The organism is Fervidobacterium sp. 2310opik-2 (genome assembly GCF_011057735.1).
In the GTDB taxonomy this organism is placed as follows: domain Bacteria; phylum Thermotogota; class Thermotogae; order Thermotogales; family Fervidobacteriaceae; genus Fervidobacterium; species Fervidobacterium nodosum.
Genome location: NZ_LNGG01000006.1, coordinates 94,147 through 118,450 on the forward strand (window position 1 = coordinate 94,147; position 24,304 = coordinate 118,450).

General features: G+C 35.6%; 27 protein-coding genes. 12 read left to right on the top strand and 15 right to left on the bottom strand.

The annotated features are described in order from the left end of the window. Positions 1 to 23: 23 nt before the first annotated feature. Genes AS161_RS03635 through AS161_RS03705 form a run of 15 tightly spaced genes read right to left on the bottom strand, consistent with a single transcriptional unit; the run spans position 24 to position 13,908 of the window. Entirely contained in the window at positions 24 to 1,604 is a 1,581-nt protein-coding gene (locus AS161_RS03635) for a 3D domain-containing protein (protein ID WP_164541824.1), read from the bottom strand. Then, on the bottom strand, positions 1,583 to 2,239 hold the full coding sequence (locus AS161_RS03640; protein ID WP_164541825.1) for a DUF2225 domain-containing protein: 657 nt from the start codon (positions 2,237 to 2,239) through the stop codon (positions 1,583 to 1,585). Before AS161_RS03640 ends, AS161_RS03635 begins: the two co-directional genes overlap by 22 nt. Then, entirely contained in the window at positions 2,220 to 3,134 is a 915-nt protein-coding gene (gene ftsY, locus AS161_RS03645; protein WP_164541826.1) for a signal recognition particle-docking protein FtsY, read from the bottom strand. The genes AS161_RS03640 and ftsY overlap by 20 nt, the downstream gene beginning before the upstream one ends. 43 nt (positions 3,135 to 3,177) lie before the next feature. Beyond that, on the bottom strand, positions 3,178 to 4,011 hold the full coding sequence (locus AS161_RS03650) for a class I SAM-dependent methyltransferase (protein WP_206518760.1): 834 nt from the start codon (positions 4,009 to 4,011) through the stop codon (positions 3,178 to 3,180). Then, positions 3,950 to 4,264: a hypothetical protein gene (locus tag AS161_RS03655; RefSeq protein WP_011994890.1), complete on the bottom strand. Its 315-nt coding sequence runs from the start codon at positions 4,262 to 4,264 to the stop codon at positions 3,950 to 3,952. Before AS161_RS03655 ends, AS161_RS03650 begins: the two co-directional genes overlap by 62 nt. A 29-nt stretch (positions 4,265 to 4,293) precedes the next feature. Beyond that, on the bottom strand, positions 4,294 to 5,040 hold the full coding sequence (locus AS161_RS03660; RefSeq protein ID WP_164541827.1) for a hypothetical protein: 747 nt from the start codon (positions 5,038 to 5,040) through the stop codon (positions 4,294 to 4,296). Positions 5,041 to 5,081: 41 nt separating this feature from the next. Further along, positions 5,082 to 5,357 carry a trigger factor gene (locus tag AS161_RS03665; RefSeq protein ID WP_164541828.1) on the bottom strand — a complete coding sequence of 92 codons (276 nt, stop codon included), beginning with the start codon at positions 5,355 to 5,357 and terminating at the stop codon, positions 5,082 to 5,084. 5 nt (positions 5,358 to 5,362) lie between these two features. Further along, complete coding sequence (gene minD, locus AS161_RS03670) at positions 5,363 to 6,178, bottom strand: septum site-determining protein MinD (protein WP_164541829.1); 816 nt, start codon at positions 6,176 to 6,178, stop codon at positions 5,363 to 5,365. Positions 6,179 to 6,198: 20 nt separating this feature from the next. Next, on the bottom strand, positions 6,199 to 7,308 hold the full coding sequence (gene prfB, locus AS161_RS03675) for a peptide chain release factor 2 (protein ID WP_164541830.1): 1,110 nt from the start codon (positions 7,306 to 7,308) through the stop codon (positions 6,199 to 6,201). Between the two features lie 33 nt (positions 7,309 to 7,341). Then, positions 7,342 to 8,289, bottom strand: coding sequence for a PEGA domain-containing protein (locus AS161_RS03680; RefSeq protein WP_164541831.1), 948 nt, complete (start codon positions 8,287 to 8,289; stop codon positions 7,342 to 7,344). Positions 8,290 to 8,317: 28 nt separating this feature from the next. Beyond that, the gene (locus tag AS161_RS03685; protein WP_206518766.1) at positions 8,318 to 8,602 is read right to left on the bottom strand and encodes an EscU/YscU/HrcU family type III secretion system export apparatus switch protein; all 285 of its coding nucleotides are present in this window, start codon (positions 8,600 to 8,602) and stop codon (positions 8,318 to 8,320) included. 2 nt (positions 8,603 to 8,604) lie between these two features. Then, positions 8,605 to 9,261 carry a hypothetical protein gene (locus AS161_RS03690; RefSeq protein WP_164541832.1) on the bottom strand — a complete coding sequence of 219 codons (657 nt, stop codon included), beginning with the start codon at positions 9,259 to 9,261 and terminating at the stop codon, positions 8,605 to 8,607. Positions 9,262 to 9,319: 58 nt separating this feature from the next. Then, positions 9,320 to 12,091, bottom strand: a complete 2,772-nt coding sequence (locus AS161_RS03695; protein WP_164541833.1) for a DEAD/DEAH box helicase — start codon at positions 12,089 to 12,091, stop codon at positions 9,320 to 9,322. Then, the gene (locus AS161_RS03700; protein WP_011994881.1) at positions 12,088 to 13,365 is read right to left on the bottom strand and encodes a nucleotidyltransferase; all 1,278 of its coding nucleotides are present in this window, start codon (positions 13,363 to 13,365) and stop codon (positions 12,088 to 12,090) included. Before AS161_RS03700 ends, AS161_RS03695 begins: the two co-directional genes overlap by 4 nt. A 6-nt stretch (positions 13,366 to 13,371) precedes the next feature. Then, complete coding sequence (locus AS161_RS03705; RefSeq protein WP_164541834.1) at positions 13,372 to 13,908, bottom strand: hypothetical protein; 537 nt, start codon at positions 13,906 to 13,908, stop codon at positions 13,372 to 13,374. A 238-nt stretch (positions 13,909 to 14,146) separates the two neighbouring features. Here AS161_RS03705 and AS161_RS03710 point away from each other — a divergent pair, with 238 nt between their 5' ends. From AS161_RS03710 to AS161_RS03765, 12 genes are all read left to right on the top strand, one after another. After that, on the top strand, positions 14,147 to 15,523 hold the full coding sequence (locus AS161_RS03710; protein ID WP_164541910.1) for a pyruvate carboxylase subunit B: 1,377 nt from the start codon (positions 14,147 to 14,149) through the stop codon (positions 15,521 to 15,523). Next, positions 15,520 to 16,296, top strand: coding sequence for a 2-amino-4-hydroxy-6-hydroxymethyldihydropteridine diphosphokinase (gene folK, locus AS161_RS03715; protein WP_164541835.1), 777 nt, complete (start codon positions 15,520 to 15,522; stop codon positions 16,294 to 16,296). The genes AS161_RS03710 and folK overlap by 4 nt, the downstream gene beginning before the upstream one ends. Before the next feature lie 30 nt (positions 16,297 to 16,326). Further along, a complete protein-coding gene (locus tag AS161_RS03720) occupies positions 16,327 to 16,647 on the top strand; it encodes a flagellar protein FliT (RefSeq protein WP_011994877.1) in 321 nt (106 codons plus the stop codon). A 42-nt stretch (positions 16,648 to 16,689) separates the two neighbouring features. Beyond that, positions 16,690 to 18,354: a methylmalonyl-CoA mutase family protein gene (locus AS161_RS03725; RefSeq protein ID WP_164541836.1), complete on the top strand. Its 1,665-nt coding sequence runs from the start codon at positions 16,690 to 16,692 to the stop codon at positions 18,352 to 18,354. 39 nt (positions 18,355 to 18,393) lie between these two features. Beyond that, a complete protein-coding gene (gene pdxS / locus AS161_RS03730; RefSeq protein ID WP_011994875.1) occupies positions 18,394 to 19,269 on the top strand; it encodes a pyridoxal 5'-phosphate synthase lyase subunit PdxS in 876 nt (291 codons plus the stop codon). A 3-nt stretch (positions 19,270 to 19,272) separates the two neighbouring features. After that, complete coding sequence (pdxT, locus tag AS161_RS03735) at positions 19,273 to 19,848, top strand: pyridoxal 5'-phosphate synthase glutaminase subunit PdxT (RefSeq protein WP_011994874.1); 576 nt, start codon at positions 19,273 to 19,275, stop codon at positions 19,846 to 19,848. A 139-nt stretch (positions 19,849 to 19,987) separates the two neighbouring features. Continuing rightward, positions 19,988 to 21,793 carry a 5'-nucleotidase C-terminal domain-containing protein gene (locus AS161_RS03740; protein WP_164541837.1) on the top strand — a complete coding sequence of 602 codons (1,806 nt, stop codon included), beginning with the start codon at positions 19,988 to 19,990 and terminating at the stop codon, positions 21,791 to 21,793. Between the two features lie 390 nt (positions 21,794 to 22,183). Continuing rightward, complete coding sequence (locus AS161_RS03745; protein WP_164541838.1) at positions 22,184 to 22,663, top strand: Na+/H+ antiporter subunit E; 480 nt, start codon at positions 22,184 to 22,186, stop codon at positions 22,661 to 22,663. Next, positions 22,660 to 22,947, top strand: coding sequence for a cation:proton antiporter (locus AS161_RS03750; RefSeq protein WP_011994872.1), 288 nt, complete (start codon positions 22,660 to 22,662; stop codon positions 22,945 to 22,947). The genes AS161_RS03745 and AS161_RS03750 overlap by 4 nt, the downstream gene beginning before the upstream one ends. Then, positions 22,944 to 23,297 carry a monovalent cation/H(+) antiporter subunit G gene (gene mnhG / locus AS161_RS03755; protein WP_011994871.1) on the top strand — a complete coding sequence of 118 codons (354 nt, stop codon included), beginning with the start codon at positions 22,944 to 22,946 and terminating at the stop codon, positions 23,295 to 23,297. The genes AS161_RS03750 and mnhG overlap by 4 nt, the downstream gene beginning before the upstream one ends. After that, on the top strand, positions 23,294 to 23,581 hold the full coding sequence (locus AS161_RS03760; protein ID WP_011994870.1) for a hydrogenase subunit MbhD domain-containing protein: 288 nt from the start codon (positions 23,294 to 23,296) through the stop codon (positions 23,579 to 23,581). Before mnhG ends, AS161_RS03760 begins: the two co-directional genes overlap by 4 nt. Next, positions 23,578 to 24,303, top strand: a complete 726-nt coding sequence (locus tag AS161_RS03765) for a Na(+)/H(+) antiporter subunit B (RefSeq protein WP_011994869.1) — start codon at positions 23,578 to 23,580, stop codon at positions 24,301 to 24,303. Before AS161_RS03760 ends, AS161_RS03765 begins: the two co-directional genes overlap by 4 nt. Position 24,304 lies beyond the last annotated feature (1 nt).

The window sequence follows — 24,304 nt, forward strand, 5'->3', positions numbered from 1 at the left end:
TTACATCTCATTTCTTAAACACATTATTGTACATTCTTTTGAGGATAAAGAATATAAACAGGGTGGGCGGAAATACCCTGATTAAGAGCCAATCTAACATCACTTACATAAACGTCTATCCTATTACCCTTTATAGCGCTACCAGTATCTTCGGCTATAAAAACAACATTACTAAGCGTAGGTATATAAACAAGTGAACCTAAAGGTATAACTGTAGGATCAACCGCTATTGTCCTAAAACTACTTGGAACTCTACCGTTTCTTGCAATCCTGAATGTTGGATGTGAAGGCACTTTTCCGTCGTCCCACTCAGAATAAAATGTAACTGTGAAAATCCCTTTGTATTCCGTAAAGAGTCTCAAAGGATCTCTAGGTTCACCATCTATGTAAAGCTCGAAATGAAAAACGTCGATACATTGACCAAGTGGTTTGTTATTTGTGACAAAGGTTCCTTGTTTAACCGTTGTGTTGATACCATCGTAAACAGCCATAATCATATTTCCATGATCTATGGTTACTCTGTAACTATCTACACTTATAACTTTACCTGGAAGAATTGGATAAACATCTTGACCTCTAGCGTATATATCGATACCTACAGTTTTATTCCCATTTACTTCTTGACCATGATACTTTAAAATATCAGAGGGTACTATTTTAACAGGCACTCTATAATATTTAGAAGGGTCATTAACAGGAATTTTTATCAATTGCCCAATAGCTATCTTTGAGGGATCTGTAATATTATTAACTTGAGAAAGAGCGTCAACTTTAACACCGTACGCATTGGCTATACTACTCAAAGTATCACCGGATTTAACTAAATAGTATATATACCCTTCTTTTATCTTTAAAAGTTCCTCTATCGACATTGATTGAATAGTACTTTTCAAATCTTGAATTTCTTGCTGAAGCTGTTTAATAAACTCTATATCGCTCTGTTGAATACTTAGCTGACTAAGACTTTTTAATTCCCTTATTTGGGCGCTTAAGACATCTAAATCCTTTTTAATATTATCAATAACTTTGAACTGATTTTCTATTGAGAATAGCTTAGTATTTATTGAAGAGTTATTGTTTTCAAGTGTAGTAATTCTCTTAGACAGAGTGGATATATCACTAACCGTTTTATTTTCCAAATTACCCAACCTTTTGTCCAAATCACTTACTTGATTACTTAATTTTGTCATAGAATTATTGGTCGAAGTTAATTTCTTTTCAAGGTCACTCAAATTGGCTTTCACATTAGGTAAATCTGCTTTTATGGCGGATACATCCTTTTGCAAGCTTGAAACCTTATCATTCAAATTAATAACTTGAGAGTTTAAATTTACAACTTTTTTATCAATCATCTCTACATTTGATTTAATTTCAGAAATGTTATTTTTTATCCCAACAATCTCCTTATCTCCTTTTATCTTATCAGAAACACTCTGGCCATAGGATTGTTCTATATTATCAACCCTACTCTCTAATTCTTCAATTCTCATGGAGAGCTCAAAATAATTTCCTAGAGGGAAACAGCCATAAAGCAATAAAAATATAATGAAAAGAAGGAAAAGAATCATCGTTTTTAAAATACCTACTCTTTTATTTCTTGCCATCTATCTCTCCCTGCCTTAACATAATATGAATTAGAATTTCTATATTTATTAATCAATATAGAAAACCACCTTCTTGCATCTTCCATCTTACCAAGTCTGTAAGAAAGCTCTCCGAGGTAAAATAGCACCATTGGTTCTTTCTCTTCAGATATATTTGCTTTAGAATAACATTCTTCAAAGCTCAATAATGACCTTGCTAAAGCTTTGTATTCATTTTCTTTATCTTTTAGTTCCCTATAAAGCCATGCGATTCGTAAATACATCTCTGCAGTTCTGCACGGTTGCTTTTTTGCTTCGTAAAATAACGCTGCAAGAGCATAAGATAAAATAGCTGCTCTGTGGTCACGTTCAGCAGAAAAAGATACATTGTCTGGTATTTTAATCTTCCTTTGTATCTCCCTTATTTGGTCAAGATAAATCGGCGAAACATGATTCTCAAACTCGGTATCAAGTGCCGCATAATGACACTGATTACATACAACCACAGAGTATAAAAGTACATTAACACCTTCGTAATTTGGTTTCATATCTGGATCGTATTCTTTTATCCTCACCTTATCTGTAAAAACTTTCTTACTCGCAACCTGACTCCCACAAATTGGGCAAACGTACTTTTTATCCCAAAGATCCGGCATCGTTTTCATCCCCTGCCATAAGGGCTTCAACAAAAGCCACAGGGTCAAACGGTTTAAGGTCATCTATCCCTTCTCCAACGCCTATAAATTTGATTGGTATTCCTAATTCTTTCGCAATTGCAATAGCAATACCGCCTTTTGCCGTACCATCAAGTTTTGTCAGAACAATTCCTGTTACATTAACAACTTCCTTAAATATTTTAGCCTGCTGGAGACCATTTTGCCCTGTAACTGCATCCAGTACAAGCAATACTTCATGAGGAGCATTCGGCATTAACTTTTGAATAACTCTGTTTACTTTCTGAAGTTCATCCATCAAATGCTTTTTATTATGCAGCCTTCCTGCTGTATCTAAAAGTACGACATCTTTTCCTTTTGAAATCGCATGATTAACAGCATCATACGCGACTGCAGCAGCATCGGCTCCTTCCATATGTGCTATAAAAGTCGCGCCAGACCTATCTGCCCAAACTCTTAATTGGTCAATCGCTGCTGCCCTAAATGTATCACACGCACCTATAACTACCTGTTTACCTTCACCTCTAAACATCGATGCCAATTTTCCACAAGTTGTTGTCTTACCAGAACCGTTCACACCTACAAGACTTATCACAAAAGGTTTTTCAGATGGCACATTCAATTCGTTTTTACCTTTCAATATACCAACTAGTATTTCTTTCAACGCGCTAAAAGCATCCTCTGGTTTCATCTCTTCAAGTTTTTCAATGATATACTCCGTTGCTTCAACACCAACATCTGCAAGTATAAGTAATTCTTCTATCTCTTCTCTTGTTTCCTTATCAAACTTTTTAAATTTCAATATTTGTCCTATCTTGTTAAAAAAACTTTCTCTACTTTTCTTGAGTCCGTCTCTTAGCTTATCGAAAAAACCCACAATTGACACCTCCAAAATCCGAAATATGAAAAATATAAAAACGTTAAAGATCCAAACATGCAAACACTAGACCATTCTTCCTACTCATAATTATTCTACTAAAATTAATATTCAATTTATCAATTAATCTATCCCTTTCTAAGGATTTTATTACAACTCTCTTACGTGCTATTCTAATCATTTCCTGAATTGTTTCATCATTTATCGTATCATAGCTTGCGAAAGGTCTTATAGGATTGAGTGAAGAACTTTCAAAAACAGGATTTTCAAACATTGGATCGCAATAAACAATATCAAATGACTTATCTGGTTGTTTTTTGATAAATTCCTTCATATCTTCGTTGTAAAGTTCTATCTTTTTAATTGATTCATTTATCCAATTTTCCTTTGAAACGTATTTCTTGAGGCCATAGGAAACAACCCTAAATATATGTGGTGAGACTTCTGTCCCAACAACCTTTTTTACAAAATATGCCATAAATACCGCATCCATACCAAGCCCAAATGTTCCATCGTAAACGACATCGTTTTCATCAGGTTTTAAAGCTTCTATGAGATAATCTCTACCATCTCTTTTATAATTCTCCATCCTTATCTTTGCTATACCTGGATGAAAGAAAAGTTTCTGATCACCTATATGAATCGAAAGATTAAGATTATTATCAACAACATAATAAAAATCAATTTCTCCGTTTTTAACTCTTTCCGCGACATGCCTTCTATTATAGTAAGGTATGGAAAATTCTTTTGATAAAAACTTTGCAAGTCCGACAGCTTCATTTGATGCCTTATGCGATGTAGTTATAACTACTTTATTAGTATATTTTTGAGTCTGATGGAATGTTATTTGATGTATCTGTTGATTGTGATATTTCATTGCTTGTATTACTTGCCTCCTTTTCTTCGAGTGCCTTGATGATACTTTCCAATTTTCTTAAAGTTTCTTCTTTGTCTTTCAGTTCCTTTTTTTCTTTCTCGTAAGCTTCTTTTATAGTTCTATATTCTTCAAGTATAGCCTTATACCTAAGATAACTTGTGAGAAAGTAACCAAGGAATACTATAAACACAACAATATAGAAAAGTATAATGATATTCAACTGCTTTCTTTGTTTTTTTTCTTTTAATCTCACATTTAGGACACCTCTTTGTGTTTTCAAAACTATTTCAAATCAATTTCTTCATAGTCTGGTGTAATGCCAACCTGTTTAGGAGTCCCTGATTTTAAAACTCCTTTTTCAGATTCAAAAGTATAAATTTTTGTCGTTCCTCTTTCAGTAACAAAAGTACATTGCTTTTTTCCAGAGAGTTCGTTTGTGAATAATTTGTATTCATTTGTTCCATCTGTTATTTTAACAAATTCCTCATCTGAGGTAACAAGAATGAATCTGTAAGTATACGGATAATCGATAATTCTTATCGTTGGAACATTGCTATTATACGGAACGTCAAAAACTACGTAAAAATTCTTTGAGTTATTTGGAATAGTATAAGTACTTTTAGGAAAGCTCAATCTTACTTCCGTTGATTCAAAAGAAGTATCAGTACTGTATCTGATAGTGACAGTTCCTTCGATACTTATGTTTTTAGACTCTTGAGCATTAAAAGTACCACCAAATCCATTAACAAATGACGAAATTTTAGTTTCAGAGATACTGTAATCAACACCTCCTATAGAGATTTTAATCTCTATACGTGTTTCATCGATTTTTACATCTTGAAATTTTACATCTTGAAATTCACTGATACCGGAATTTAAGAATTCTCTTGGCAAACCGTTAATAAAAAATTGTACATTATACTGTCTTTGATTAGTTCCTGTAATCAGTTGACTCAGTAAAAAACCACAGCTGCTGAACAAAACCAGAACTATAACAATAATAGATAAAAGAACAACTATTCTTCTCAAATTCTCTCAACCTCTTTCTTAGTTGATTTAATTATATTTAATCATTTGAAATTAACGTTTGTTACGATTACAACGTAACCATTTTGTTCGTGGTAATCCACCTTAACCTTTTCTGGTGGTATGTTGAATTTTCTTGCTATTGTTTCGATCACTGCGTATTTTATCTCTTCGGAATTAGCTTCAAACTCTTCAACGGGTATCATTCTCACTATCTCTCTTCTTCTTGTAAGCATTGTTTCAAGTCTTTCAGCAGCTTCCTCTTTTGGAGATTTTATATTTTTGTGTTTTTTCTTCTTGAATATATCGATAATCCACATCGCTCTCACCTCTTCTTAAATACAGAAAGTAATGAAGAGAGAAATCCTTTGGAAACACCTTTGAGGTCTTCTTCTATTGGTATGTCTTCCCCCTTAACCCTCTTCACTATATTCTCAAAACTCTTTCCTATTACAACCCCATCTTCAAGTACAGCAGGAATTCCTTTGTTCGTTGCGATAATAACTTCTTCCGAATCAGGAATTACACCGATAATCCTCATTGCAAGAGCTTTTTCAACATCTGTTTTATCCAACATTTCTCCACGTTTTGCCATGTGTGGTTTAAATTTATTTAAGACAATATACATTCTATCTTCGGAGAATCCATAATTCTCAAGTAATCCAATAACTCTATCGGCATCAGAGATTGCAGGTAATTCTGGAGTCGTAACAATAAATGCAGCCTCTGCAGGTGCAACGGAGTTCCTGAATCCCCTTTCAATACCGGCAGGAGAATCTATAAGTATGTAATCAAAATCATCGTAAAGCTCTTGAACGATCCTCTTCATATCTTCTGGAGACATCATCTCTTTAGTTGCAACTTGTGATGCTGCAAGAAGATATAGATTTTTCAATTGCTTATGTCTTACAAGAGCTTCTTTTGCCGAAACAGTACCATTGACAACATCGAACGATGTGTATATAATCCTGTTTTCCAAACCTAAAACAACGTCAAGATTCTTAAGACCTATATCAGCATCTATAAGACAAACTTTCTCACCCATTTTCGCGAGTGTGCAACCTAAATTAGAAGTGAAAGTCGTTTTACCGACTCCACCCTTACCGGAAGTTACAACAAATACTTTCTGTTTACCCGCCATCACATCCCACTCCCCGTAATTTACTCGTTTATTCCAAGCTTAGCATAGTAAACTAATTCTGCTTCGATGAACATGTCAATTTCTCCGTCCATCACAGCTTCGATGTTTCCAGTTTCAACATCTGTTCTATGGTCTTTAACCATAGTGTACGGCTGGAAGACATAAGAGCGAATCTGATTTCCCCAGCTGATATCCCTTAACTCTCCTTGAATTTGCTCAATCTGTTTTCTTCTCTTTTCAAGTTCAAGTTGGTATAACCGTGCTTTTAACATCTTCATAGCTGTTTCTCTATTTTGCAACTGCGAACGTTCCGTTTGACATGTAACAACTATACCTGTTGGCAAGTGAGTAATCCTTATCGCAGACTCCGTTTTGTTAACGTATTGTCCACCTGCACCACTTGCTCTGTACGTATCAACTCTTAAATCCTCTGGTCTAATTTCTATATCTATATCATCCTCTATTTCAGGGAGTACGTTTACAGAAGCAAAAGACGTATGCCTTCTCTTATTTGCATCAAAAGGTGAAATACGCACAAGCCTATGTACACCACGTTCGTACTTAAGATATCCATAAGCAAAATCACCTTTTATATACAGCGTCGCACTCTTTATACCCGCTTCTTCGCCTTCTTGATAATCAACCAATTCTACAGAAAAACCTTTTCTTTCTGCCCAACGCATGTACATCCTTAAAAGCATAGATGCCCAGTCTTGCGATTCGGTACCCCCAGCACCTGGGTGTATAGAAAGATACGCATTAGAACCATCGAATTTTCCATTAAGTATCAAAGCTAATTCAAATTCCCTTATCTTTTCACCAACTTCATCAACTATTTGTTCCAGATGCTCTTGCATAGAAGGATCTTCTTCGGCAAGTTCAATACCAACTTCAATATCTTCAAACAAAACTTTAATCTTTTCCATGTCTTCGACTATCCTTCTAATCCTCTGAATTTCTCTATTTATCTGCTGAGCTTTCTTTTGGTCGTTCCAAAAATCTGGTTTTAACGTCTCTGATTCAAGTTCTTTGAGCTTTTCCTTCTTATTTTCAGGGTGAAAAACTTCGATAATATCATCATACTTCTTCTTAAGCTCATCGATTCGTTGTTTCATCTCATAAGTAATCACAACTTACACCTCCAACTTTACCATCACTATCCGTTATTTTACACTTGTATAAATCAGGTATCCCATTATCGCCAAAAATACAGCCAAAAAAGTCAAAGTAATCTCTTTTGTGTATGTATACGTGCTTGTGTCTATAATTACATTAGCTTTCTTTTCAACTCGGTTGATACCATCAGATAACAAAACACTGACGGTATATGTACCGTCCTTATTTCCTCCACCGTCCCATTTTATCTCAGTTGTTCCGGGTTTAACAGTCAAACTTTTTTCTAATACTATTTTACCAGAAAAATCAGTTATTTGAAGTGTCCCTTCTGCACTTCTTGAAGAATAAATCTTAATGTAACACTCATCATCTTTCCAATCACCATTCGGTGAGAATTTTTCAGGTTTTACTATAAGTTCCAAATTAAACGGTAATGGCTTAAACTCAACCCAAATTGGCGTCTCTTTAGCGTACGCAATTGACACTTGGCTTTCCAATGTTTCATATCCAGGTGATTCAAGCCTGATTTTATAATTTCCAGTAGGTACTAACAAACTATCGCCGCGTTTTTCGATAACACCGGCTCCTTTTCCATCAAGTGTGTAAACATACACAGGGTAAACGTTTGAAAACACTGTTAGCTTTCCAAGACCCGTACCAAAAACATAAACGTACTTTGGTTGTTTTTCAACTTTAAAAATAACCCTTTCATATGTTATGTACTGATTTGAACTTACAACCCATACAGTGTGATAACCTTCTGAAGAAAATTGAACAACAAGCTTTCCAAAAGTATCTGTCTTTCCCGCAAAAGCCTCATCTATATAAACTGTTGCGAATGGTTCTCCTGTGTATATAATTACTGAGTAATCTCCTAAACTATCTATGTTAGGTGTTGGAGTGTTTCCAAAACCGATGATTATTTGAAAACTGAATTGAGCAAATACACCCGCAAGCAAAGTAATCGAAATAATAATCGTAAATATCTTTTTCATAAATATCACCTCCTGGAAATAATATTTATTATTTTCTATTTTGTAATTGTACGAATGCGAGTACCTCAGCAACTGCAACATATAATTTTGATGGTATCATCTCCAATATATCAAGCCTGAAAAGTTCTTCAACCAAATCTGGTGATTTAACGATCGGAACATTGTTCTCTTCTGCTTTCTTTACTATAGCCTCGGCCAACTGACACCTCCCTTTAGCTACAACAAAGGGAGCAAAATCCTTCCCCATTTGATATTTTAAAGCAACGGCTAACTTCTCCGTGCAATCATCTTTCGAATTCATATCTGTACTCATACTCACACATACGCTCCCTCTGAAAAACCTTCAAGTTTTATAGACACTATCTGAAAATGTTTTCTCAAAGATTCTTCCAGATACTGTACATTTTCTGGAAATTTTTCAAAATACAAAACCACGGAATTTTGAATACCGTCTTCAACCTTACCAAAAATTTTGTTGGCTTCTAAAAAAACATGAAATGTACTGGTTTTTCTATCCATAAAGATTATTGTTCCACTATCACTTTTCAAACCGTACCTACCAGACAACACATTCAAATATCTTTCAAATTTTCTATCTTCATCATCCAAATCTTTACCGGAAAGAAGCTTTTGAATTCTCAAAATAAATGGATTGCTTATTTCTATTCTCTTTGATATTTCTTCAAGAAACAAAGCAACGGCTACAGAAATCGTATTCATGTGCTTAAACTTCAAACCAGAAGTAATTCTTTCGGAAATCTCGACAAACTTTACATTAGGAAGTTCTTCAAACTCACCGGGTTTTTTGGCAACAACTTTCGCCAAATAATCACCTTTTCCAAAGTCCTTAACTTCAATCTTTGTTCCTTCCTTTGGAGGTTTCTTATCACTCTTTACTATAAACTCTCCATCTTTTGTTCTTACCTTTACATACTTTCCATAGGATTCAAGCACAAATCCATAGGCTCTCATCTGATATTTAAACCTCCAAATTTACACTTTACTAAACTCTATCTATATATTTGACTAATCATTTAGCATAAACCGTTGAGAACTTTTCCAATACCTCTTCGACCTCACAGAAAAATATGTAGCTATCTTCCTTTTCGTTGTATATATACCTTTCAGAAATTTTTTCAAAAAATCCATTCTTAAATTCAACGACTATCGTGGAATCTCCAATAGTTGCCTTTTTAACTCCCATTTTCCATAACAGTACACGTAACATTCCATACTTCAAAAGGTTTTCGACACTGTTTGGAATCTTCCCAAATCTATCTTCTAACTCAAGTTTTATATCCATTAATTCATCAATACTTGTTGCTGAAGCTATTCTTCTGTAAAACCTCATACGTTCGAAGGGATCGTATATATAGGCTTCTGGTATTATTATACTACCAGGTATACCTTCTAACTCCGTATCTACCTTGCTAATCAATTCACCTTTGCTTTCTTTTATTGTTTCATCAAGCAATTCAAGATAATAATTCAAACCGATATCGTTAATATAACCATGTTGTTCAAGTCCAAATACTGCACCAATACCCCGAATTTCCATATCTCTCATCGCTATCTTCAATCCACTTCCAGGTCCAACGTAAGACTTTATCGCGTACAACCTTTCAAGTACCTTATCGTTAACATGCTTTGGATGGAAAAAGTACGCAAAAGATATCTTATCACTCCTTCCAACTCTTCCCCTAAGCTGGTATAACTGAGCAAGTCCATATCTGTGAGCATCATCAACTATCAACGTATTTGCGTTTGGTACATCAACGCCATTTTCAACTATTGTAGTACACAAAAGAACGTCCGCCTTACCATGGAAAAACATATCGATTGCCCTCTTCAATTCGCTTTTAGATTGTTGACCGTGACCAATGACTATCGATACCTCAGGTAAAAGCTCTTTTAACCTTTCGTACACATCGTATATCGTATTCACTCTATTGTGTACATAAATCACTTGTCCACCTCTGTTTATTTCACGAAGTATCGCTATCCTAACAATCCTATCGTCGAAAGGTCCAATATGTACCTGCACTTCCTTTCTTCCAAATGGAGGTGTTTTAATTTCAGAAAATTCTTTCAATTCAGAGAGTGCCATGTGAAGTGTCCTTGGTATCGGCGTAGCACTCATAGATAAAACATGGACATTTACTCTAAGCTTTTTGAACTTCTCTTTCTGTTCAACACCAAATTTTTGCTCTTCGTCAATTACAACAAGCCCTAAATCAGCGAAAACCACGTTATTTAAGATACTATGCGTGCCAATGAGTAAATCTATCTTTCCGTTTTTCACATCACGCAATATTTCTTCTCTTTCCTTCTTTGTCACAAATCTATCAAGCAGCGCAACTTTTATGCCAAAGGGTTTAAATCTTTCAGCGATATTTTCGTAATGTTGTCTTGCAAGAACAGTTGTTGGAGCTAACAATGCCGCTTGTTTACCTGAGACAATTGCTCGAAATATAGCTCTAATTGCTACTTCCGTCTTTCCATATCCGGCGTCACCAACAAGTAACCTATCCATAGGTTTTCCACTTACAAGATCTTCAAAAACATCTTGTATAGCTTTTAACTGGTCCTCCGTTTCTATATACGGAAACGTCTTCGCAAACTCACTTTCGAGCTCAGAGTCACCAGGCAAAGCAACTCCAGTTGTATTATTTCTAATATAATGTATTAAAAGCATATCCCTTACAATCGTCTCTATATTTCTTTTCGCTTTTGATACCTTCTTTGACCATGTTCCTTTCTTTAAAGAATCCAACTTAACATTTACATCATCGCCGATATATTTATCTATCAAATCGATTCTCTCTATTGGAACGTACAAAGTCGAATCTGCAAAATTCAAAACAAGAAACTCCTTTGCACCAGAAATCGTTTCAACCTTCTTTATTTCTGTAAAGCGGGCAATTCCATATCTCTTGTGAACTACCAAATCACCAACCTGAAGCTCATCTTCAGATAAAACAGGAGCTGAAGGAATATACTCTTCTTCTATCAATAACTTTTCTTGAGTTATTGGCTGTTTTAGCTCAATTTCTTGAGCCTTCAAAAGAATATCTTCGTAGCTTACTATTCCAAATTTTTTGTATTCGTCTTTTTGATATATATCCTGTATAGAATTTCTCAATTCCCTTTCAAAAGATGAAAAATGCTCGATAACAGATTTCTTATTGTATATATAAAAATTAACATTGTAATCCAAAAACGTACCATCGCAGTATTTTCCAGTTAACTGCTCATCTATAGGCTCTAATTTTTCTATTTTTTTGAATTCTTCAACAACAAATTCTCTTGCCGGCAAAAGTAACGCACTTTCAAGCTTTTCTTGGCTTCGTTGTGTTTTCAAATCAAACCTTTTAATTTCTTCAATTAAATTACCGTACAATTCAATTCTCACGGGCATATTATCTGGTCCAAGGTAATCTATTATTTCGCCACGAATGGAAAATGTGCCACCTTCACGTACATTAAAAACCCTTTCATAACCAAGTTTTGCAAATAATTCTTCTGGTGACGAGAGCTCATCACCAGGTTTCAAATGATAGACATACTTCTTAAACTCTGAAGGTTTCATAACATAATGGAGTAAAGACCTCAACGTTGCAATACCTTTGAGTTTACCCTGGACAGCAAGATAAAGCGCGTAAATTCTTCTTGAACGGACATACCAGGAAGGTCTTAGATTTTCATATGGTAGGACATCGTAATCAGGTATGTAATAGTAACCTTCTATGTTAGTTTCTTTTTCACTCGGTACAATCAAAATTTCGTTTGACAAAAGAATCACCCTAACATCTCAATAACTTTGTATTCAAAATCCATGCCAGCTTTCCGCTGAAACTTATTTGGATACAAAAACGTATATATATCACTTGCAAGCAAATCTCTCTCAAATTGCCAAATGTATAACGACTCATCGATTTCCCAGCTAACCTTTCCTTCGGCAATTTTCTTCTTTGCTTCTTCAAGCACGTTTCTATACAAAGACGCAGTTGAAATAATTGGCACCTTTGAATTTTTTTTCATCGCTTTCAACAACTCTCTTCCCCTTTTGGTAAAACCAAGGACCCTCAAATACTGTGGTCCTTTTTCGTTACTTAACTCAACAAAAGACTTTTCCATGTCAAACAACACATGAAAAATAGCTCTTCTAATGCGTGAATATGTAAATCTTTTAGCTTTCACTCTTTCAACAAAATCTTGCAAGTTTCCGCTTTCTCTTGCGCTTTCGTAAAACCTCAAATCGAGTCCTTCGTTAAAACTATAAATCCTTTCAAAATCTTCGCGTTTTAATTTCCTAAACATCGCTATAACAAAATCAAAATATTCAAGGAAAACTGGCCCCCTACCTTCAGAAAACTCTCGCTCAAGAATTTTGAAGGTCCATTCCGGTAAAGCTTCTTTCGTTTGTTCAAATTTATTCTCTTTTATAGCCTTTCTCACCGCGCTCGCAGATGAAAATTTCCCTTTAAATTGCTCATCATTGTAGTCAGCACCAATTCTTTTGATAACATGCGGCTGGATATCACTGGAATACTTTATTAAGGCTTTGATGTATTCTATTCCCAGTATATCGTTAGATTTTGACAATTTCTCAACATCGTTACTCAAAACATCCATCAAAGCGTACTTTCTTGCGTTTGGATACGAATATCCCATCTTCAAATGTCTCTTAAAAGTTTTCTCAAACTCAGGTGTTTGGTTAGTGAGAAGATTAGCAACTTTTCTAAGAAAAGTTACATCTCCACTCTCACTACCGAAGACTATATCGGTAACAACCCCTGTTCTATCTAAAACGCCGACTGAGCCCAAAGCGAAACCACCAGCATCTTGAATAGCATAAACAACAGGCAACTCAAAAACAACGTCAACACCATTTTTCAAAGCAATTTCTGTTCGTGCAAATTTATTTACAATCGCGGGTTCACCACGTTGGCAAAAGTTGCCACTCATCACCGCAACAACATAATCTGGATTTATAAGCTTTTTTGCTTCTTCAAGATGATGCAAGTGTCCAAAATGAAATGGATTATACTCTACAACTATTCCAAGTACTCTCATACTGTTTTACTCCTGGTGCGAAAATTCTTTTCTTAACACTGTAAATTGCAAAGCAAGCAATATCAAATTGTACGCAAAATAAATAGCTGAGAGATACATCATTTGAATATTATTTCCATGTTCGCCTAAAAGATCTATGCCTATCCATGTAGGACCTGTGAAAGCAAGCTTGTAAACTTGGACACCCAAAGCCGCAGCTGAAATCATAAACGCTAAAATTATGTGAAAAGAAGCATTCCCACCAATCGCTTTAGAAAAAGGATAAGTACTTGTGAAAAAACCACTTACTGTAATTGCTATTAAAACAAACAACAGAAATCTTGAATCAAGAAAAGTCAAACCAGTCAAATTAGAGACAATTGGTGCTAAATACATAACACCGACATAAACTGCCAAAGAAATAAACCCAAAAACAAAAGTTATAAATCCAACTAATATCAAAAAAAGGTATTCGCCTTTGCCTATCTCAACCCTTTTTCTTGCTAAATCGCCTCTTGCAATTACATGTTTTTCACGTTTTTCGACCAATTTATCTACCTGCATGGTTCAACCTCCTCGAGTATCTAAAAAGCTTTATATAAATAATGCATACCAATTATACCATGATTTTTTATAAACATAAGCTTTTAAACACAAAGTAAGGAATTCTCAAACTTTCAAATACCAATTTGGTGGATTTAGGCTTTTAGCAAATTTAACAATTCTTAGATAGGTGGTATAATTAAAATTGATATTCAAAAAACATTAAATATACAAAAGGTGGTGTTATCAAATGCTTAGCATGTTTACAGATACAACATTTAGAGATGGACACCAATCACTTATAGCAACACGTATGAAAACTTCAGAAATACTTGGCATAATCGAAGAAGTAGATAGCATAGGTTTCCAAGCGTTTGAAGTCTGGGGTGGAGCAACATTCGACGTCTGTGTAAGGTTTCTAAACGAAGACCCATGGGAGAGAATAAGGGAAATAAGAAAAAGGTTAAAAAACGGAAAAGCCCAGATGCTACTTAGAGGTCAAAATTTAGTTGGCTACAGGCATTATGCCGATGATGTAGTTGAACTTTTCGTCAAAAAAGCCATTGAAAATGGTGTACAAGTAATAAGAATATTCGATGCGTTAAATGATATAAGAAATTTGGAAAAAAGCATAGAGGTAGCTCTAAAATGTGGAGCACACGTTCAAGGAGCAATTTCGTATACAACAAGTCCTGTCCACACCGTCGAATACTATTTAGACTACGCACAACAGCTTGTTGATAGAGGTGTAAATTCATTATGTATAAAAGATATGGCGGGACTTTTGACACCAAAGATGGCAGGTGAACTTGTCAGTCAATTAAAGAAAAAATTTGACTTACCAGTTGAAGTTCACACTCATGCAACAGCGGGACTGGGAGAACTTGCTTATTTATCAGCTTTTCTTGCTGGTGCTGATATAGTTGATACAGCGATATCTCCTTTTGGAATGACAACAAGTCAACCAGCGTTTGAAGCTATATATTATTCATTCTCAGAATACAAAAAATTACCGGAAATAGATTGGAAAAAGATCGACAAAATAGTAAAATACTTATGGGATGTAAGGAAAAAACACGAAAACTATGATGTGAAAATGTACAGTATAGACCACAGAATAATAACATCGCAGGTACCTGGCGGCATGTACTCAAACCTTGTCAAACAATTATCTGAGCAAAAACTGCTCCACAAATTAGATGCCGTACTTGAAGAAATACCTAAAGTTCGCGCCGACCTTGGCTATCCACCACTTGTTACCCCTACAAGCCAAATCGTTGGTGTCCAAGCAGTTTTAAACGTTATGACAGGTGAGAGATACGCAAAAGTTACAAGAGAAGTAAAAGATTACGTAAAGGGTTTGTATGGAAAACCACCCGCTCCAATCAACGAAGAACTCATACAAAAAATACTCGGTGATGAAAGACCAATAGAAGGCAGACCAGCCGATTACATAGAACCGGAACTTGAAAAACGCAGAAAAGAAATAGGCGTTTTAGCTGAAACAGATGAAGAACTATTGATATATGCCATACTTGGTGAAGTTGGAAAACAATACCTCAAGAAAAAATACGACGAGAAAATACAGGTTGATTGGACATTAGTCGAAAACTTTGAAGGAGGTTATCCAGTTTGATTATTGGAATTGGAAATGACATAGTCGATATATCAAGAATTGACCTGAAACTTGCGGGAAGAATACTAACTGAGGAAGAAAAAACAAACAAAAATAAAGTAACCCAAGAGTACATAGCCGGACGATTTGCGCTAAAAGAAAGCCTTTTTAAAGCAATTGGCACAGGATTAAACGGACATTCTTTTAAGGACATATCTTTTCTAAATAGAGAAGACGGAAGTTTATACATAAAAATACACAGATATCATGCAGCAAAATTTGGCACTTACAACTTCGTGCACATAACACTCTCACATGACAAATTTGCGATAGCGAATACCATACTTGAGAAAGAGCAAGGAAAAATATTTTTAGCGATTGGAACTAATCTTGGGGATAGAGAAAATAACATAAAAAAAGCTATAAAAGAACTTGAATATATCTCAAAAATAGTTAAAATATCAAGTATAATAGAAACAAAACCTTACGGAAAAACAGACCAACCAGATTTTTTAAATTGCGTTGTTGAAATCGATACGGAACTTCCACCTGATAAATTAATGGAAACACTACTTGAAATCGAGAAAAAATTAGGACGCGTCAGAACAGAAAAATGGGGACCGAGAATAATAGACTTAGACATACTCTTTTACGGCAATCTTGTCATAAGAAACGAATTATTAACTGTCCCACATTATGACTTTCAAAATAGAGACTTCTTCATAAACCCAATGAAAGAAATAGCGCCAAATTTCGTTCATCCAATATTACTTAAGAAAATCGATGAATTTTAGAAAAAATTAGAAGCCTCAGAGGTGAGCTTCGTGGAAGACAAAAACGCAAAAAATGAGACACAAGAAACATTAGATATTCTTGAAATAGAAAAACAAATAGATCTGGCGATAGAAGATGAAGATTACGAAAAGCTTAACACATTACTCGATCAAAGAGAAAAGTTACTCCCTATATTACCCGAAAATACACTACGAGAAATCTACGAAAGAGATTTAAAACGTCAAGAAAATCTAAAACAAAAATTCGAAGAACTAAAAAGCCTAACTAAAAACATTGAAGATGGCAAACGTATGGTCCAATCGTACATACAACAGGATGATAAAGGTCAGATATTAAACAGACAAGGATAAACCTTAATCAACGAGAAAATTTGAAAGGGGGACTATTATACTATGGATGAAAAATTCGAACAAGCAAAAAAAAGATATGAAGAGGTCGTTAAAAAATCAATATCAAAAGTTCCTGAAAGAAAAGAAACTTTCTATTCAACATCAGGATATGAAATAAAAAGGCTATACACGCCTGAAGATATAACCAACCTTGATTATGTTGAAGACCTAGGTTTCCCTGGTGAATACCCATTTACACGTGGTGTTCAACCAACAATGTACCGTGCAAGGCACTGGACGATGAGACAATACGCCGGGTTTGGTACCGCGGAAGAATCAAATAAACGCTACAAATATCTACTTGAGCAAGGGCAAACGGGACTTTCTGTTGCATTCGACCTTCCAACACAGATAGGCTATGACTCAGACGACCCCATGGCAGAAGGCGAAGTCGGAAGAGTTGGCGTTGCAATAGATTCACTCGAAGATATGGAAATACTCTTTGATGGTATACCATTAGACCAAGTAAGTACATCAATGACCATAAATAGCACCGCGATGATATTACTTTCGATGTACATAGCAGTTGCTGAAAAACAGGGCGTATCACAGGAAAAACTCAGTGGAACAATCCAAAACGATATCCTCAAAGAATACATCGCACGTGGCACATACATATACCCACCAGAACCATCAATGAGACTAATTACAGATATATTTGAATACTGTTCAAAATACATGCCAAAATGGAACCCAATAAGCATAAGTGGGTACCATATAAGAGAAGCAGGTTCAACAGCCGTGCAAGAAGTAGCCTTCACATTGGCAGATGGAATAACATACGTTGAATCAGCAGTCAAAAAAGGACTGGATCCAAACGTATTTGGTAAGAGGCTCTCATTCTTCTTCGCTGCGCACAACAACTTCTTAGAAGAAATAGCGAAATTCAGAGCCGCAAGAAGACTATGGGCAAAAATTATGAAAAATAGATTTGGTGTAACTGACCCAGAAGCAATGAAACTCCGCTTCCATACTCAAACGGGTGGTTCCACACTTACAGCACAACAACCAATGAACAACATAATAAGGGTCACAATCCAAGCACTTGCCGCCGTTCTCGGTGGTACGCAATCGTTACATACAAACAGCTATGACGAAGCATTAGCTCTACCAACCGAAGAATCAGCAAGAATTGCTCTCAGAACACAACAGATAATCGCCTACGAATCAGGTGTTGCTGATACAATTGACCCATTAGCGGGTTCATACGTAATAGAAGCTATGACAAACGAGATAGAAAAGAGAGCCATGGAATACATCGAAAAAATAGACCAACTTGGTGGAATGGTTAAAGCCATAGAAATGGGATATGTACAAAAAGAAATCCACGAAAGTGCATACAAACACCAACTTGCAGTAGAGAAAGGTGAAGAAATAATCGTTGGAGTAAACAAATTCACAATAAAAGAGGATTTAAAACAAAAAGAAGTTTTAAAAGTCGACCCAGAACTTGAACAAAAACAAAAAGAAAGACTCAAAAAACTCAAAGAAAAAAGAGACAATGAAAAAGTAAAGAAACTCCTCAATAAAATAAAAGAAGTAGCAGCAACAGATGAAAATCTCTTCCCATACGTACTTGAAGCAGTAAAAGCATATGCCACCGTTGGAGAAATAAGCAACGCATTAAGGGAAGTATTCGGAGAATACACTGAAACAGTCATAGTTTAAAAATAAATTAATTAATTGATTAAAAGGAGGCGTATAAACATGGAAAAGGGTACATTTGAAATCAAAAAAGGCTTTGCTGAAATGTTCAAAGGTGGCGTCATTATGGATGTTACCACAGCAGAGCAAGCAAAAATTGCAGAAGAAGCAGGAGCAGTTGCCGTCATGGCACTGGAAAGAGTACCAGCGGATATAAGAAAAGCTGGTGGAGTTGCGAGAATGGCAAGCATCGCAAAAATAAAAGAAATAATGGAAGCAGTATCCATACCAGTAATGGCAAAAGTGAGAATTGGTCACATTGCGGAAGCAAGGATACTCGAAGCGCTTGGTGTTGACTTCATAGACGAATCAGAAGTTTTAACACCAGCGGATGACAAATACCATATCAACAAACATGAATTCAAAGTACCATTCGTATGTGGTGCAAGAAACCTCGGAGAAGCATTAAGAAGAATATCCGAAGGCGCTGCAATGATAAGAACAAAAGGAGAAGCTGGAACAGGAAACGTTGTAGAAGCCGTAAAACACATGAGAACAGTCATGTCGGAGATAAGAAAAGTTCAAAACTTGCCGTATGAAGAAATAGTGACATACGCTAAAGAAATAGGCGCACCTGTTGAATTAGTATTGCAAGTTAAAGAACTCGGTAGATTACCGGTTGTCAACTTCGCGGCAGGTGGAGTAGCAACACCAGCAGATGCCGCATTAATGATGATGCTTGGCGCAGACGGTGTATTTGTAGGAAGCGGAATATTCAAATCAAAAGACCCAATGAAAATGGCTAAAGCAATAGTTATGGCTGTAACATATTGGAACGACCCAGAAATGCTCCTGAAAATTTCCGAAGATATTGGCGAGCCAATGGAAGGATTGGAAATTGAGACATTAGAAGTCAGACTTCAAGAAAGAGGATGGTAAAAAATGATAATAGGAGTTTCGGGAATACAAGGTGACTTTAGAGAACACAAATGGATGATAGAAAAACTTGGACACGAATCATACGTTGTTCGCACACCAGAGGATTTGGAGAAAGTTGACGGGCTAATAATCCCTGGTGGCGAATCAACAACAATGATTCGCATAATGAAACGAATAGGGTTATTCGAAAAATTGAAAGAAAAAATACTTAACGGACTACCTGTATACGGCACATGCGCTGGATTAATTGTTCTTGCTAAAGAAATCGAAAACTACCCGCAAGAGTCGTTGGGGGTCATAGATATAAAAGTAATGAGAAACGCATACGGCAGACAAGTTGACAGTTTTGATGAAATGGTAGAAATTAAAGGATTCAACAAACCGTTCAAAGCGATATTCATAAGGGCACCAAGGGTTGATGGATGGGGACCAGAAGTTGATGTGTTATCAACATTAGATAATCACCCAATAATGCTTAGACAGAAAAATGTACTTGTCACCTCATTCCACCCAGAACTTACAGATGACACAAGGGTGCACGAATACTTTATAAAAATGGTTGAAGAATATAGAAAATAAGCAAAAACCTACCACCGGTTTTCCGGTGGTAGGTTTTTTTATAATTCACTGCACCTTGAACAAATTTTTATTGTATAATTTTTTGTGAATCTAATAAAATACTAACTTTTCACCATATCGAAAAGGGGGAATTTAAGGTATGAAAAAGTTTCTTACACTTTTACTTGTTTTGAGTTTCATATTGATAGTTTTTGCAGAAACGGTTGAAATTGCTATTTTGCACACAACAGACCTTCACGGTAACATATATCCGATCAACTATGCTACCAATCAACCTTCCGATGTTGGGCTAGCCAAAGTTGCCACACTGATAAAGCAAATAAAAAGCAAATTCAAAAACGTTATTCTGATTGATTCAGGTGACTTAATTCAAGGTACACCTCTAGAATACTACCACGCAAAAGTTGACAACGAACCTATCGATCCCATGATTTTGGTAATGAACAAACTTGGTTATTCGGCATGGACCTTGGGTAACCACGAATTCAACTATGGACTAAAAATATTAAACAAAGCAATATCTGAAGCACAATTTCCAGCTTTAAGTGCAAATATAGTTAAGAAAGGCACAAAAGAACCTGCATTCAAACCTTATCATATTGTAACCGTAGATGGTGTTAAAATAGGGATCTTAGGTCTCACAACAAAATTTATACCCAACTGGGAAGATCCAAAAAACATAGAAGGGCTTGATTTTTTGGATCCTGTAGAAGTAGCCAAAGAATATGTTAACATTCTAAAAAATCAAGAAAAAGTTGATATTGTTATAGCTGTCTATCATGGTGGATTAGAAAGAGATCCACAAACTGGCCAACCAACTGAGGAATTAACAGGCGAAGACCAAGCTTATGAAATCTTAAGCAATGTCCCAAATATAGATGTCCTATTATTAGGTCATCAGCATAGGGTTATCGCAACAAAAATAAACAACATACCTGTATCTATGCCAGGAAATTGGGGTTCATACCTTGGTCAAGTTACTTTAAAACTTGAAAAAGAAGAAGACAATTGGAAAATTATTGATAGCAAAGTAGAAACACTTTCGGTAAAAGGTGTTCAACCAGATGAAGAAATACTTTCATTAGCAAAGAAATACGAAGATAAAGTCCAAGCATGGCTTGACCAACCTGTTGGGTACGCAAAAGGAGATTTCTGGGTTGAAAATCCATTATTTGCAAGATTAAAAGATAATGCTTTGATAGAGTTTGTTAATAAAGTCCAAATGCACTATAGTGGAGCGAAAATATCATCTACAGCTTTATTTACCAACGACATAAAAGGATGGAAAGAAGGACCTGTATCCTTAAGAGACATCTATGGAGTATATATATACGCTAACACTCTTAAAGTTATAAAAGTAAAAGGAAAAGACATTAAAGACGCCTTAGAACTCAGCGCGGATTACTTTGTTTATGAAAACAACAAAGTCGATGTAAATAAGACTTGGATTGAGCCAAAGCCCAAACATTATAATTATGACATGTGGGAAGGAATAACATACAAAATAGTTTTAAACAGGCCTTCAGGTGATAGAATAGTAGATCTCGAGTTTGAAGGAAAACCAATCGATATGGATGCGGAATACGAAATAGTCTTAAACAACTACCGTGCGGGTGGCGGTGGAGGATACAACATGTTCAAAGGCAAACCAGTTGTAAGAGAAGTAATGATAGAAGTAGCAGAATTAATGGCGGACTATGTGCTTGAAAATAAAGTCATAGAAGCAACCGTTGATAACAACTGGAAGGCAGTAGTGCAATACGAATACACAGTTAAAGAAGGCGACACATTAGAAAGCATTGCAAAAAATTTAGGAGTCTCAACTAATGAACTTATAAAATGGAATAACATAAAAGATTCGAATTTAACACCAGGTATGAAATTGATATACTATGTGAGCTATTTAGATAATTTATTCTCACTGAAAAATGCTTCTGGATTTTAAATATAAATTTTACAAATTACAGAAAACCACGCCCAAGAGGGCGTGGTTTTTTCATACACAATTTTTGCATGAAACTTTTATGATTAATTTTGTTATAAGTATAAATTTTGATATAATTTCAGTAGCTGGAAATTCCAAAAATTCATAAAATACATCGCTTGATTATTCATTGAGTGTAATTTTTTTCATTTTTAGATTTATCTTGTCTATTTTTGTTATTGTAAAAAACAAAATTATTTGGTACAATAAACATGTAAATTAGATTCAGTTTGTCTAATTTGTCTTTTGTTTGAATTATTTGTGAAATCTTAAACAAACTAAAAAATTCCATATTTTTCTAATAGTCCTGGTTTTAAAAGATAATTTAATTTAAAGAAGGGAGGGCTTTTTATGAGTTTTTCTGTTTTTATTGTGAGTTTTTTCACTTGGCTATTGTTAACTTGGTCAGTCGAGTGGCAGGAAGTGGTTATAGGTTTAGTTGTTTCTCTTGTTATCTCTCTTATCTTTACCAAGTATTATCGAATCAAGTTCAACGGTAAGTTTATACCTGGTCTTTTTAAGTTTTTGTTTGTCTATATACCTGTTTTTGTTTGGGAAATGATTAAAGCTAATTTGGATGTTGCTTCCAGAGTTCTTGTCCCAGGAAGAAATGTAAAGCCTGGTTTTGTCAAGGTTAAAACGGCTTTAAAAGGCGATGTTGCTAAACTTACTCTCGCAAATTCAATCACTCTCACCCCTGGAACAATCACTTTTGATGTTGTTGATGATGAACTTTACGTACACTGGATCGATGTCGCAGGTACAGATGAAGAAAGTAAGAAATCTTTTTACGGCAAGTTTGAAAAAATTTTGAAGGGGGTGTACGAATGAGTGGCTCATTGATTATTGACTTAATAGTTTTCGGATTAACTGGTTTCGGTATTTTCTTCTCTCTTCTCAGATTTTTGCTTGGGCCAACTTCTTTCGAAAGACTCGCAGCAGTTGATATGATGAATGTAATGTTTATTGGCATCATTGTTCTTATATCTTTTATGTTCAAAAACTCCATGTATATGGATATAGCTATTCTTTACGGACTTTTGGCATTTATTGAAACTGTCGTCTTCGCAAGGTATCTCGAAAGCCAGACGGATAAGTGTGGTGGTAAAAGATGATAGAGATGATAAGAGAAATGGTTGGATATGTTTTGATAGGATTAGGGTCGCTATTTTATTTCTTAGCTGGTCTTGGTCTTTTAAAAATGCCTGACATTTACACAAAGCTACAAGCTTCTACAAAAGCAACAACTTTGGGTACGTTTTCAATAGCTCTTGGTGTTGGTATACTGGATTTCTCGTTTTTCGGAAAAGCAATTTTGGTCATCGTCTTTGTCGCTCTCACAAACCCAGTTGCGGCTTCTCTCATGACAAGAGCTGCTTACAAAAATAACGCTCCAAAATGTGAAGAGACAGTTGTTGATGAGATAAAGGAAGTAACAAGCACAAATGGTGGTGATGCTAAATGACAAGCATCTATAATTTCTTTTCCGATGTGTTTTCAAGTTTAACAAACACTGTCTCCTTTTTAGTCGGTGTTTTGATGATTGTATTCTCTATCTTTGCAGTAGAGACAAAGAAGATATTAGATGCTCTGATTGCCCTTTCCGCAGTTAGTTTGCTTTCAGTGTTGATTTTCATTGTTCTTAAAGCGCCTGATGTGGCAATTACGGAAGCCGCTGTTGGCTCTGGTCTTGCTAGCGCAGTTATGCTCTTTGCGCTTTGGAAGATAAAGGCAGGTGAAAAGAAATGAGAAGAGTATGGGCCATCCTTATTGCTAGTATCTTCCTTTACTTTCTAATAGGTGAACTCTTACCAATCGTTCCAGACTTTGGTAACTTCGATATGTTCACAAGGGTTTCATTTGATTACATAAGTAAATCAACGAAATCAGGATATTCTCCTGTTGAGTTCAAAAAATCCGCAAATCTCGAAGAAGGAAGTGCCAATGTTGTCACATCAATTGTCGTAAATTACAGATCTTTCGATACATTGGGCGAGGTAACAGTCCTTTTCACCGCAGCTTTAGGTGTTGGAATACTCAGTTCTTTCTTAAGAAGAAAGAACAAATTGGAGTTTGAAGATCACTTTGTTCTAAAAGTGTCAACTGGTATAGTTTTTCCTTTGATTTTATTATTTGGCGCTTACATATTTATCCACGGGCATTTGACACCTGGTGGAGGATTCCCTGGTGGAACAGTTATAGCTTTAGGTGTTTTACTACTCATGTTGGCTGATAATGAATTCAAAGTCACAGGCGTTGCGAAACATATCGAACAATCAGCCGGTGCAGGATACGTTATCGTTGGTCTTTTGGGAATGGCGTTTGGTGGGGTGTTCTTGATGAATTTCTTACCAACAGGTGTTGTTGGGAACTTGTTTAGCGCAGGTGTTGTTCCTATCGTATACGTAATTATCGGTTTCAAAGTTGGCGCTGAACTCTCAAGTATAGTCTCTGAAATGAAGGAGGGATGAG

What these genes read in the sequence shown, in the direction of transcription:
- AS161_RS03745 (WP_164541838.1), top strand. Translation starts at nt 22,184, where the DNA reads ATGAGTTTTTCTGTTTTTATTGTGAGTTTTTTCACTTGGCTATTGTTA.
- AS161_RS03690 (WP_164541832.1), bottom strand. Translation starts at nt 9,261, where the DNA reads ATGAGAGCCTATGGATTTGTGCTTGAATCCTATGGAAAGTATGTAAAG.
- AS161_RS03765 (WP_011994869.1), top strand. Translation starts at nt 23,578, where the DNA reads ATGAGAAGAGTATGGGCCATCCTTATTGCTAGTATCTTCCTTTACTTT.
- AS161_RS03740 (WP_164541837.1), top strand. Translation starts at nt 19,988, where the DNA reads ATGAAAAAGTTTCTTACACTTTTACTTGTTTTGAGTTTCATATTGATA.
- minD (WP_164541829.1), bottom strand. Translation starts at nt 6,178, where the DNA reads ATGGCGGGTAAACAGAAAGTATTTGTTGTAACTTCCGGTAAGGGTGGA.
- AS161_RS03685 (WP_206518766.1), bottom strand. Translation starts at nt 8,602, where the DNA reads ATGAGTACAGATATGAATTCGAAAGATGATTGCACGGAGAAGTTAGCC.
- AS161_RS03680 (WP_164541831.1), bottom strand. Translation starts at nt 8,289, where the DNA reads ATGAAAAAGATATTTACGATTATTATTTCGATTACTTTGCTTGCGGGT.
- AS161_RS03650 (WP_206518760.1), bottom strand. Translation starts at nt 4,011, where the DNA reads ATGAAATATCACAATCAACAGATACATCAAATAACATTCCATCAGACT.
- pdxS (WP_011994875.1), top strand. Translation starts at nt 18,394, where the DNA reads ATGGAAAAGGGTACATTTGAAATCAAAAAAGGCTTTGCTGAAATGTTC.
- AS161_RS03750 (WP_011994872.1), top strand. Translation starts at nt 22,660, where the DNA reads ATGAGTGGCTCATTGATTATTGACTTAATAGTTTTCGGATTAACTGGT.
- AS161_RS03725 (WP_164541836.1), top strand. Translation starts at nt 16,690, where the DNA reads ATGGATGAAAAATTCGAACAAGCAAAAAAAAGATATGAAGAGGTCGTT.
- AS161_RS03705 (WP_164541834.1), bottom strand. Translation starts at nt 13,908, where the DNA reads ATGCAGGTAGATAAATTGGTCGAAAAACGTGAAAAACATGTAATTGCA.
- AS161_RS03700 (WP_011994881.1), bottom strand. Translation starts at nt 13,365, where the DNA reads ATGAGAGTACTTGGAATAGTTGTAGAGTATAATCCATTTCATTTTGGA.
- AS161_RS03760 (WP_011994870.1), top strand. Translation starts at nt 23,294, where the DNA reads ATGACAAGCATCTATAATTTCTTTTCCGATGTGTTTTCAAGTTTAACA.
- AS161_RS03635 (WP_164541824.1), bottom strand. Translation starts at nt 1,604, where the DNA reads ATGGCAAGAAATAAAAGAGTAGGTATTTTAAAAACGATGATTCTTTTC.
- AS161_RS03640 (WP_164541825.1), bottom strand. Translation starts at nt 2,239, where the DNA reads ATGCCGGATCTTTGGGATAAAAAGTACGTTTGCCCAATTTGTGGGAGT.
- mnhG (WP_011994871.1), top strand. Translation starts at nt 22,944, where the DNA reads ATGATAGAGATGATAAGAGAAATGGTTGGATATGTTTTGATAGGATTA.
- AS161_RS03665 (WP_164541828.1), bottom strand. Translation starts at nt 5,357, where the DNA reads ATGTGGATTATCGATATATTCAAGAAGAAAAAACACAAAAATATAAAA.
- AS161_RS03710 (WP_164541910.1), top strand. Translation starts at nt 14,147, where the DNA reads ATGTTTACAGATACAACATTTAGAGATGGACACCAATCACTTATAGCA.
- pdxT (WP_011994874.1), top strand. Translation starts at nt 19,273, where the DNA reads ATGATAATAGGAGTTTCGGGAATACAAGGTGACTTTAGAGAACACAAA.